This window comes from Stappia sp. TSB10P1A, from assembly GCF_900185725.1.
GTDB lineage: Bacteria > Pseudomonadota > Alphaproteobacteria > Rhizobiales > Stappiaceae > Stappia.
This window is the reverse complement of the sequence record NZ_FYAU01000049.1, coordinates 1-9,684: the sequence shown is the minus strand read 5'-3', so window position 1 is coordinate 9,684 and position 9,684 is coordinate 1. Positions and strand designations below refer to the sequence as shown.

Annotated in this window: 12 protein-coding genes; all 12 read right to left on the bottom strand. The window is 68.1% G+C overall.

Annotated elements, in window-relative coordinates:
* Positions 1–169: 169 nt before the first annotated feature.
* The 12 genes from TSB10P1A_RS22720 to TSB10P1A_RS22665 all read right to left on the bottom strand — a co-directional run bounded on the left by TSB10P1A_RS22720 (position 170) and on the right by TSB10P1A_RS22665 (position 9,604).
* A complete protein-coding gene (locus TSB10P1A_RS22720) occupies positions 170–622 on the bottom strand; it encodes a phage morphogenesis protein (RefSeq protein ID WP_186390252.1) in 453 nt (150 codons plus the stop codon).
* Between the two features lie 3 nt (positions 623–625).
* Positions 626–1,312, bottom strand: coding sequence for a hypothetical protein (locus TSB10P1A_RS22715; protein ID WP_186390251.1), 687 nt, complete (start codon positions 1,310–1,312; stop codon positions 626–628).
* Positions 1,313–1,318: 6 nt separating this feature from the next.
* On the bottom strand, positions 1,319–1,564 hold the full coding sequence (locus TSB10P1A_RS22710; RefSeq protein ID WP_186390250.1) for a hypothetical protein: 246 nt from the start codon (positions 1,562–1,564) through the stop codon (positions 1,319–1,321).
* Positions 1,564–1,908, bottom strand: a complete 345-nt coding sequence (locus TSB10P1A_RS22705; protein ID WP_186390249.1) for a hypothetical protein — start codon at positions 1,906–1,908, stop codon at positions 1,564–1,566. The genes TSB10P1A_RS22710 and TSB10P1A_RS22705 overlap by 1 nt, the downstream gene beginning before the upstream one ends.
* A 1-nt stretch (position 1,909) precedes the next feature.
* Entirely contained in the window at positions 1,910–2,098 is a 189-nt protein-coding gene (locus tag TSB10P1A_RS22700) for a hypothetical protein (protein WP_186390248.1), read from the bottom strand.
* 11 nt (positions 2,099–2,109) lie between these two features.
* Complete coding sequence (locus tag TSB10P1A_RS22695; RefSeq protein ID WP_186390247.1) at positions 2,110–2,697, bottom strand: hypothetical protein; 588 nt, start codon at positions 2,695–2,697, stop codon at positions 2,110–2,112.
* Positions 2,698–2,879: 182 nt separating this feature from the next.
* Positions 2,880–3,335: a helix-hairpin-helix domain-containing protein gene (locus tag TSB10P1A_RS22690; RefSeq protein ID WP_186390246.1), complete on the bottom strand. Its 456-nt coding sequence runs from the start codon at positions 3,333–3,335 to the stop codon at positions 2,880–2,882.
* A gap of 4 nt (positions 3,336–3,339) precedes the next feature.
* Positions 3,340–3,606, bottom strand: coding sequence for a hypothetical protein (locus tag TSB10P1A_RS22685; protein ID WP_186390245.1), 267 nt, complete (start codon positions 3,604–3,606; stop codon positions 3,340–3,342).
* Positions 3,607–3,702: 96 nt separating this feature from the next.
* Positions 3,703–5,013, bottom strand: coding sequence for a phage major capsid protein (locus TSB10P1A_RS22680; RefSeq protein ID WP_186390244.1), 1,311 nt, complete (start codon positions 5,011–5,013; stop codon positions 3,703–3,705).
* A gap of 359 nt (positions 5,014–5,372) precedes the next feature.
* The gene (locus TSB10P1A_RS22675) at positions 5,373–6,107 is read right to left on the bottom strand and encodes an HK97 family phage prohead protease (protein WP_186390243.1); all 735 of its coding nucleotides are present in this window, start codon (positions 6,105–6,107) and stop codon (positions 5,373–5,375) included.
* A gap of 1 nt (position 6,108) precedes the next feature.
* Positions 6,109–8,133, bottom strand: a complete 2,025-nt coding sequence (locus TSB10P1A_RS22670; RefSeq protein ID WP_244293221.1) for a phage portal protein — start codon at positions 8,131–8,133, stop codon at positions 6,109–6,111.
* Positions 8,134–8,197: 64 nt separating this feature from the next.
* Positions 8,198–9,604 carry a terminase large subunit domain-containing protein gene (locus TSB10P1A_RS22665; protein WP_186390241.1) on the bottom strand — a complete coding sequence of 469 codons (1,407 nt, stop codon included), beginning with the start codon at positions 9,602–9,604 and terminating at the stop codon, positions 8,198–8,200.
* Positions 9,605–9,684: the final 80 nt, after the last annotated feature.

Here is a 9,684-nt window from a genome sequence, read left to right as displayed (position 1 = left end):
ATCGGATCTGCCATTGCACCACCTCAAGACCCCGGCGGGTGCCGGGGTTACAGGAAGCGACTATGGCGGCGGCGGCGCGTGCCGGACATCCGCGCAGGTGCGCGGGAGACGTCGATATTCGGGGAGGGGCGGGAGATTGGCCGGAGCATCCGGCCGCGCGCCTGAGCTGTCAAGGCGTCGTCTTGCGCCGCTTCGCCCGGCGTTTATACGAGGCCCTGATCCGGTCGGCGAGCTTGGGATATTCCTCATCGGCGGCCGGGCGCAGATAAGGCCGCGCGGGGATCGTCACCTGCTTGACGACCGCGAATGTGCCGTCGTCCAGGCGGAATTTCAGGGCCTGCGCGGTCTTGGGTCTGATCGTGCCGCCGAGCTCCTGGATCCGCGCATAGACCACGTCGCGCACCCCCCACGTCCCTTTGACGCCGCCGCTGTGGGGCGCCGCATACTCGGCGATATCGATGCCGCCCTCCAAAATCGCCGTCTGATTGTTCCAGGTGTGGTTTCGTTTCGCGTGCTGCACGCACGCGGCCATGGTCTGGTTGACCCCGTCGATCTGGGCCGCGCGCATGGCCTCTTTCACGGCCTTGCCGTACCACTTGAGTGACTTCGACTTGCGCGCCACCGATTACGCCTCCGGATAATCGCCCGGCCGCTCCAGGCGGCGGCGACACGGCGGCAACCAGCGGAACGCGGGAAAGTGGGTCGGGTGACGCGGCGCCCGGCCGCTACCAGAGGGGCATGGCTGCACCCAGACGATCCAGCAATAGGCCGTGGCGGTGGACGCCCCCCCGTCCAGCCGCCCTTTGACCATCGGCACCCGTTCGGTGAATTGCAGGATCCACTCGGGCGGGAACCGTGCGAACAACCGCTCGTGCCTGCCGACGCCTTCGAGAAAGGACGTGCGCACGAGCAGCGCCACACCTTCCCCCGCCAGGTCGAGCGCCCGCAAAGCGAAAGCCTCGGCAAGGCGAAACGGGGGGTTGGTGATGATCCAGTCTGGTGCCCCGGCCGGCCAGCCGTCTGCAAGCGCCGGCAGTGCCGGGAACAGGAAATCCGCAACCTCGTCCTGGTCGGGCCCTCCGTAGTCGTGAACATCCGAGCCGGCGACCTCGCCGAAATAGCCTTTCAGCGCCCGGACCATGTCGCCCGATCCGCAGGCCGGTTCCCAGCACGAGGCGGCACCGATGCTCCCCCAGGTGTCGAGGTGTTCGCACAAGGCCCGCACCGCCCAGGGGGGCGTCGGGAAGTAGTCGAGACTGTCGTGCGGCTCGATCCGCTGCGCCATCACGGCCGGGGATGTGTTCTGCGCCATCTTGGGTCAGTCCGAGAGTGCGGCCGGTACCGCCCCTGACGGGAGGCGCGGGATCAAGGCCGGCGTCCACCATTTGCAGGCCGTAGCCTGGGCCGGGAAAGGCGCTCCCGTGCCCTCCAGCAGCCAGACAGACGCGCCGTCGCTCACCCAGATCAGATGCCCGGCCGGTGCGATCTCCGACCGATCCCGCCACACCGGCGAGGCGTCTGTGAGCACCTCGACATCCCGCCCGACATATCGCGTCTGGTACATCACCCGATCCTTTTCAAGGCCGCTTCAAGGTGCGTGTGCTTGCGCTGCACCGGCCCCTCCACCTTCAGGCGGCCGGGGATCAGAGTGGTGCCTTTCGCATCGGTGATGCCGGCGATCTCGTCATCCTCGGCGATATCCGCGCTGAGGGCGAACAACGCCCGCATGTCCTCGACCATGGCGGTCTTGTCGCCGTCGACGATCTCACGCGAGGAATTGGACCAGACGAAGCACCGCAGGGTGCCGAGCGGCTGGAAATCCGGCGCCATCGGGTTGTTCCAGCCGTCGCGCCCGCTCGCCTGGTTGCGCTCGACGAGCGCCCGCATGGTGAGCCGTCCGGCGATCATGTCAGCGCGCCAGATAGAGGGCGCCGACCGCAGCCCCAACCACCATTCCGAGCACGGGCAGCACCCAAGCCCACATCATCAGTCCGCCGACCCAGATGGCGGCGACCGCCACCGGCAGGATCAGCAGGGCGCCGATGACGCCGCCGACCGCCACGTAAAAGACCACGATCAATCCACTGAGGTCTGGCACTTTATTCTCCCTCACGCCATCGGCATGGCGCTGCCGCCCAGGGCAACGCCGAGCCAGGCGAACACCGCCTCGCGAGCCTCGGCCCGCTCGGCTCCCGTTGCGGCCGTCCACGAATAGTCGCCGGCGCGCTCGCTCTTGAGGCCGGCCGCCGCCTGTCCTGGCGTATCGAGCGCCATGATGCGGATCACAGCCTCGTCCCTCAGCCCCTGGGCGCCGGTCGGCGTGTAGGTGACCGACACCAGCGGCGCCCAATGCGAGCGACCGTTGTCGCCGTCCAGCAGCCGCAGCAACGTGCGCCCGCCGTGCAGGACCCGATAGTCGGAGGGCGAGAGCGTGATGTCGTTCGCCCCGCTGCCGCTCCAGCCGGGGTCCGTCTCGATGATGGTCACCGGCTCTCCGGCATCGAGCGGCCGCGCGAGGCGCAAGGTCCGCACGCCCCGCGTGTCCGGATCGGACAGGTCCCCGAACTCGACGGTGATCGGCCCGGCCGGGCCGAAACGGGCATCGATCTCCGCCTCGACGCCGGCAATCATCGCCGCAAGCTCGTCGTCGGGCAGGTCCGACCCGATGCGCGTTTTGACGCGGTCTATGAGAGCCATTCGAAGCCTCCTGAAAAGTGCCGGTCTCCCCCGGCTGTCTCGTCCCCCGTCAGACGTTGCAGCCGGGTCCCACGGCCCGGCGCCGCCTACTCGCCCCTCCCGTCACGCTGTCGTCCTGGCCTCCAGCTCCGCTCCTGGCCGTGACTGTCGCGCCGTTGCCCTCGGGGGCTTTCGCTTCGGGATTACGCGCCGCCGCCGGCCGCCTCGATCCGCTCCTGCGCCTCCACCACCCATGCGGCCCAATCCGCCTCGCCGGCGCCCGAGATCGCCACCGGCGGGTGCTCGGGGTCGACGGCGGCAAGCGCGGCGAAGGACGTGATGCCGGCGGCGGCGAAGGCCACCGCCGTCGCCTTGCCGACGCGCTTGATCTGGGTGAGATCGTCGCTGGCCTGGCCGCCGCCCTTGGTATCGGCCGGCGCCTTCTCCTTGTCGCCGGCGGGCTTGCGCTCCTTGTCTTCGGTGGCCGGCTTGCCCTTGCCGTCCGGCAGCCGCCCGCCGACCAGGCCGAAGCGCTGCGCGGCGCTGTCCGGGATCTCGTCGCCGGGCGCCGCGTAGAGGAAAGCCGCCGCCCTGTCGCCCTCGCGCACGACGCGGTCCCTGTCCGCCGTCAGATACAGTCTTTCCTGTGCCGTCTGCATGAGATCAATCCTCGTTGCTCGCCCACAGCACGTGCAGATAGTCGCCCGTGGTGTCGGTGGTGTCGTTCTCGATGACGCCGCCCTTGGTGGGGTGGATGGAAAATTCCGACGTGCGGTCGACCCGCGTCGGCGTGGCCCCGTCCGTGATGTGCTCGACCGACAGCAGCGTGTCGCCCGGCTTGATGCTGCCCGGCACCTGGTGCTCGCCCACGGGGCCGCCAGGGATCAGGGCGCAGCCCACGGGTACGGAAAATCCGGTGATTGTCGGCATGATGATACCCTCGGTTGCTACGGGTCACCCGGCCCCGCCGTGACGCATCACAAGCGGCGGGGCCGGAAGGCCGGCCAGTCAGAGGCCAGCGATGTCTCAGAGGCCGGTAACGTTGCAGAAAGCTGCCGGCCTGCCGAGGGTGAGGGCCGCACGCATGTCGGCGCGCACCGTCCGCTTGCCCTCCACGAACTGCGTACCGGTATAGCCGACCTGGATGTCGACGCCCGAGCGCTCGAACAGGGTGATCCAGGGCGGCTGGAAAGAGCCGACCAGGCCGGAGCCGGCGGCGCGTGCCTCGGCCTGCACCACCGCCAGGCCCCACATGCGCTCGGGGCCTGCCTCGGACGGGCTGCCCCAGATATAGACGCCGTCCGTCGTGCGCATCAGCCGCACGCCCTGCCAGTCCTCCGGGTGCATCACGTGATGCGTCGGCACCGCGCGGCCGATCGTGCGGACCTTGGTCATCCCCTTGTAGAACGCGTCGGGCACCGGATCGGCACCCCGCGCCTGGGTCTGGATGCCGGCGACATTGACGATGCCGCGCAGGTTCGGCGCGGTGCCGTTGCCGACATAAACTTGCGTGTCCAACCGCTGGCGCACGCCGAACATCAGGCGGCCGTTGACGTAGCCGGACATCATCGGCACGTCGTCGAGCTGCTCGTCCGTCACCGGCACGCTGTCGGTGATCTTGCGCACGTCGGAGGAGCGCTCGGTGAAGATGAAGGTCGACTCGGCATAGGTACCGCCCTCCGCCGTCTCCGCCGCCCCGTGGGTCCGCGTCGTCTCCTCCATGTACTTGATGACCGCTTGACCGGTCTGCGCCATGGGGATGATGTCGATGAGCTGCAGCGGGCGCGTTGTCGCCTCGACGAAGCCGGGCAGCCGTACGCTCTCCGGCGCATAGCCGGCGGCGGTCGTCATCAGCGCCTTGGTCAGCAGCGTCTCGACCTGCATGGCCTTCGCGAGAACGTCGGACGGCAGGACATCGTAGGAAAAATCGATGCCGCCCGGCGTACCGCGCTTGATCCAGTCCGAATACGCCTTTTCCTCGGCCAGCATCTCGCCGAGCGACTTGACCCGATCGGCGACGCTCGGGTGATTGCCCCGGCCGCCCGGCATCGGCGGGCGCCCCCGGACCTTCTCGCGCTCGGCAAGCCCCTTGGCGGCGCGCTCGGCCGCCTCCAGCTTGTCCGCCTTCTCGCCGAGCTCGTTCAGCTCGTCATCCATCGCCTTGACCTTCTCGGCAACGGCGATGGAGCCCCGGACATTATCGCCGAGGGATTTGACGCGGGCGAAGTCGTAGGACTTCTCACCGCTGTCGGTGGTAACTTCGGCCTCGTCAAAGACCTTTTTCAGCTCGTCCTGCTTTGCCGCGAGCTTTTCGCGGACTTCATCGAGGGTCGACATCGCGTCTCTCTGGTCGCTGAGGCCTCCGCGTCCGCGCGCGGCCTGAATGGATATGCCCGCGTCAGCGCGGGCCAGGTAACGTCAGCGAGTTTGGAGAGGTATCGGGTCCGCCGACATCCGCGCAGGTGCGCGGGAGGCGCAATGAGGGGAGAGATGCCGGGGAGAGATCAGGGCAAAGAGTGCCCGATCCGCGAGCGCAAATCCACCCATGACGGCTGCGGCCGCATCCAGGGGCGCCGGCAAGCCGGCAGCATCGCCGTCAAAGGGGTCTCAAAGGGGGCAGGACGCGCGAACGCGGTTTTCGCGCCCGATGATGCGCCACGGGGCGCCAGCGCGCTCCGTGGGGCTTATTTTCGATGTCACCGCCGGATACGGCGGCGCGCATCGGCGGTGATCAGATCGGCGGCCAGCCGCTCCAGATCCGAATGCGCTTTGCGCGCCGCCTCCTCGTCCGCCTCACCGGTACCGATCAGCGTGTCCAGGCGGCTCTTCAGGTCGGCGAGCTGAGCAAGGCGCGCCGGGCTGAGCGGGCGCCCGTCCGCCGCCCGCAAGGCCTTGACGTCGCCGGCCCGGCCGATCGCGTCGTCCAGCGCCGCGATCAGATGGTCGAGCTGCTCCGAAAAGGCCGAGTGGGACTTCATCGCCAGCGTGCCCGATCCCTTGCCAGCGCCGCGAATGACGGTGGAGATTTCGTGCACGTCCAGCTTCTTGAGCACTCGCACCGGATCGCCGCCACGCAGCTCATCCGATTTGTCCAGGACGTCATAGCCGTACGACCATTCCTGCACCGGCGTACCGGTCACCAGGTCGAATTTGAGATTCTCGTGCCAGTCGCGGCCGCTCGCGGTCTTGAGGTTGAGGTGCAGCTCGGCCAGCGCCTCGTCTCCCGCCTCATAGAGCCGGGCCTTACCCATCGGCGGAGCTTTGCGGTCATGGGCCGGGATAATCGGCACCCATTGCTCCTTCCAGGCGAAGGCTCCTTTCGCATAGGTATCGCCATCGTGGTCGATGGCCGACAGCGTGGCGAGCCGGGCCAACCCCTTGCCAGCATCGTCAACGTCTTTGACTTTCAGGCCCTTGGTTTCGGTCTCCATGTCAGTCCTCTCCTTCGCCGAAATGCGGCGCAAAACTCAATGTTCCGTTGGGATGCTCGTCCGCAGCCATCTGCGCCGCCTCGTCGGCCGTCACGATGGAGCCGTCGCGGGCGATATGCTCCTCCAGCGACCGGCCCGGACCAAGCCGGCCGTCGAAGACGACGAAGCGTTGCACGCCCGCCGCCTTGGCGCGCTCCACAGTTGAGATGTTCTGGGCGTACTTGGTCTCGGTGCGCGCGATCGTCCTGGCGCGGATGCCGGGCGCTGTCCAGGGGCCGCCCTCGACATATTCGGAGATCCGCGTCGCCAGCGCCTCCGCTCCTTCGCCCGCCGCCCGGCCATCGGCCAGGGCCTCGAACAGCGCCTTGCGGGTCTGCGCCTCCAGGTCGATCAGACCCGCGCGCCGCCCGCCGGCGCCGACGATCGAGCGGGCGACCGGATCGGGCAACGTGGCGGTGAGGCCGATCAGCCCGGCCGCATCGGAGACTTTCTTCGCGACGTCGAGGTAATGACCCTCGTAGACCCGCTGGAGTGCCGTCCGATGCGCCGGGATGCCGAGAGCGTCGAGGATCTGCGCCACGACCAGGTCGCTGGATTTGGTCTCGCCGGATTTGGTCTCGCCGGCGGGCGCGTCTTTCGGCGTCAGGTCCTCCGCCGCCAGCAGCGGCCGGGCAGCCGCCGCCGCGTCGCGGCCGAGCCCCGCGAAATACGGCAAGAGCCGTTGCTCCATCGCCTTTTGCAGCGGGTCCTCCTGCTGCTGGAGCGCCCGCACATAGGCCGCGCCCGCCCGCCGCTGCGCCGGCGTCGCCCGCGCTTTCTGGCCGGATTTTGGCTGCGGTGCCGGGAGTGCCGCGCTGGAACGCGCGGCCGGCGCCGATCCAGCCGGGGTTTCGAGTGCCATCGCCGGCCGCAGATAGATCTGATGCGACGGGTCGACATCCCAGCCGAGCGCATCGCGCCCCTCGGCCAGGGTGATCAGTCCGCCGGCCACCTGCGACATGACGCGCGTCGTCAGCTTGTCCTCATCGTCGGACAGGGCAAGCACCTCGCTCGTGTCCCAGCCCGCCTTGAGGCCCTCGGCCCGGCCGAAATCGGGTACGAGCGAGCGGTCCAGCTCGTCGGCGAACGCGCGGCCCACTGGCAGCACGCCATTGCGCCAGGCGAGCTTGATCAGCTCGGTCATGGTGGCGCCGACCTTGGTCGATTGCAGGCCGGCGCCGAAACCGACGACAGCCGCCGGGATGCCGAGCGCCGCGCAGACCCGCTCTTCGGCGATGTCTCGCGCCTCGCTCATATTCATCTGTTGCGGATTGAACCCGAACTGACTGACATCGGTCGGCGCCCCCATGACCAGCGGCTTGCCGCGCCGGTCGCCGCCGAAGGCCTGGTCAATCCACGCCTTGGTCGCCTTCACGTCGTCGTCCGAGACCTGGCCGCCGGATTTCGGGCTGAGCACCATGCCGGGCACGCCCATATTGCGCAGGAGGCTCGCGACGAAATTCGAGCTTTCGAGATCCATGAAAATCTCGCGGACAACGCCGTCGAGCGGCGGAATGCCCTTGCGCGGATTGCGCGGGTCGATCCCGTGCCGGAAGTGCACCACGTCCGCAGGGTCGATCCGCATCGGCGCGATGCCGCCGCCCGGCCTGTAGATGTAGTGGGTCAGGAATTCCGACCCGTCGTCCGAGCCCTTCGGCTCCATCGTCCAGTGCGGCACGTACCAGAGCTCGCCCGGCCGGCCGAGCCCGTTGCGGACCTTGAGCCAGTAGGCATTGCCATCGAGGCACCAGGACAGCACCGTGCCGGACCAGAGCGCAATGTCGCCGTAATGGGCGTTTGGCCGTGCGATCAGACGCAGGGCCGGATGGTCGGCCACCTCCTCGCGCAGCCCGTTGCGGCCAACGCGATGGATCGTCAGGCGTGCCTCGGGCAGAGCGCGCTGGATCCACTGGATCGGCGCCGTCACCACCGACGCGTCGAGACCGTCGCCGATGGCCTTGCGATAGTCGTAGCGCGTGCGTGTCATGGGTAGCCGCATCGCTCCCCAGCCCGGCGCGTGACGCATGGCGGACAGTGCCTTTGAAAGCCATTTACGCATCTTGCGGGATCCAGTCGTCATCAAGAGTACGGGCCTCGCCGGCAGGCGGCGCCGGGGTGAGCGGGCGCCACGGCTGCGCCTTGACGCCGTCCGCCGCGTGGATAGCCAGCGCCAGCGCCCAGAACCGGTCGGCGTGGCCGTCCGGGGTCCGCTCGGCGGTGAAGCGGATATTGCCGGCGGCCGTCACCTGCTTGGTCACCTGCCGCAGGTCGGCGCGGATCTCGCCCGTATAGGGGATACGGATGCGCCGCTCCTCCATGCGCGAACGCACCGGATAGGCCAGCGCCTCTTTGGACTGGGCGGTGAAGGAAACGCCCTCGACCGCGTATTCGCCGAAACGATCCTGGGCGTCATCCACCCAGCCGATACCGAGGCCTGTCTGATCGATGCAGACGCGGGCGCACCTGGCGAACCAGGGCCAGAGCACCTTTTCCTGCTCGGACTTCCGCATTTTCTTCAAGGTCTCGACATGGCGCGTGTAAAGGACGTCGCCCAGCAGCTCGACCACCCAAAGGACGGTCAGGTCCTGCGTTCGGCCGATATCGACCCCGGCGTAAAGGGTGCCGCCCTCGGGCGTCTGCCAATCGGCCCCTTGCGCGTACTCGGCCGAGGCGATCAGGTCGTATTCGAGGAAAGCCGCATCGTCGTCGGCCGGCTTGCACATGTACTCCTGCTGGAAGCTTTCCTCGTCGGCCGCGCCGCTTTTCACCCAATCGAAATAGGCCGCCTCGTCCATCTCCTGCCGCTCGTCTTCGGCCGGCAGGGATTGCTGCAGCTTCCACAGGAACCCGTCATCCAGCGCGTTCTCCAGGGTGACGGTGTGCAGGCTGAGCTTCTTCGGGTTGCCGCCTTCCTTCGCCTCGCGCACGAGTGTGTTGAAGAAATTCTTCGATCCGCGGTGGGTGGAGATCACCTCCATTTGCCCGCCCCAGGTGATGCCCGGATAGGCAATCGACCAGAGCTTTCGCGGATCCGGGTGCAGGGCGAATTCGTCCAGCACGCGGCTTCCGCGCTTGCCAGCCTGGGCGTCCGGGTTGGAACTCATGGAGTGGATGCGCCGGCCGTTGGCGAACTGCAAGACGAGCGCGCTGTGCTTCTTCTCGTCGTCGATCACCATCTCGCCCATGTCGCGAGCGGCGATGTCGGCGATACCCGCCCACAGCTTGCAGTCTTCGAGAAAGAGGCGCGCCTGTATCTCGTCGCGCGACGAAACCCATTCGTCCAGGCGCGCCGACACGAGGGCGATGCGCGACACCTGAGCATAGGCGGTCGACCAGGACAGGCCGATCTGGCGGCTCTTCTCGATCAGCTTCAGGCGCGACCGGTCGGCGATCCACCGTGCCTGATACGGGAGGAAGATCGCCTCGGTATTGGCCGGGATGATGCGGGCGTTTCCCATCAGGCGATGCCCGCCAGACGCTGGGTGATGAGCTGCATCGCTTCTTCGGAGACGCCGTGCGCCTTGCCGATCCGCGACAC

What these genes read in the sequence shown, in the direction of transcription:
- TSB10P1A_RS22715 (WP_186390251.1), bottom strand. Translation starts at nt 1,312, where the DNA reads ATGGCGCAGAACACATCCCCGGCCGTGATGGCGCAGCGGATCGAGCCG.
- TSB10P1A_RS22710 (WP_186390250.1), bottom strand. Translation starts at nt 1,564, where the DNA reads ATGTACCAGACGCGATATGTCGGGCGGGATGTCGAGGTGCTCACAGAC.
- TSB10P1A_RS22705 (WP_186390249.1), bottom strand. Translation starts at nt 1,908, where the DNA reads ATGATCGCCGGACGGCTCACCATGCGGGCGCTCGTCGAGCGCAACCAG.
- TSB10P1A_RS22695 (WP_186390247.1), bottom strand. Translation starts at nt 2,697, where the DNA reads ATGGCTCTCATAGACCGCGTCAAAACGCGCATCGGGTCGGACCTGCCC.
- TSB10P1A_RS22690 (WP_186390246.1), bottom strand. Translation starts at nt 3,335, where the DNA reads ATGCAGACGGCACAGGAAAGACTGTATCTGACGGCGGACAGGGACCGC.
- TSB10P1A_RS22685 (WP_186390245.1), bottom strand. Translation starts at nt 3,606, where the DNA reads ATGCCGACAATCACCGGATTTTCCGTACCCGTGGGCTGCGCCCTGATC.
- TSB10P1A_RS22680 (WP_186390244.1), bottom strand. Translation starts at nt 5,013, where the DNA reads ATGTCGACCCTCGATGAAGTCCGCGAAAAGCTCGCGGCAAAGCAGGAC.
- TSB10P1A_RS22675 (WP_186390243.1), bottom strand. Translation starts at nt 6,107, where the DNA reads ATGGAGACCGAAACCAAGGGCCTGAAAGTCAAAGACGTTGACGATGCT.
- TSB10P1A_RS22670 (WP_244293221.1), bottom strand. Translation starts at nt 8,133, where the DNA reads ATGACACGCACGCGCTACGACTATCGCAAGGCCATCGGCGACGGTCTC.
- TSB10P1A_RS22665 (WP_186390241.1), bottom strand. Translation starts at nt 9,604, where the DNA reads ATGGGAAACGCCCGCATCATCCCGGCCAATACCGAGGCGATCTTCCTC.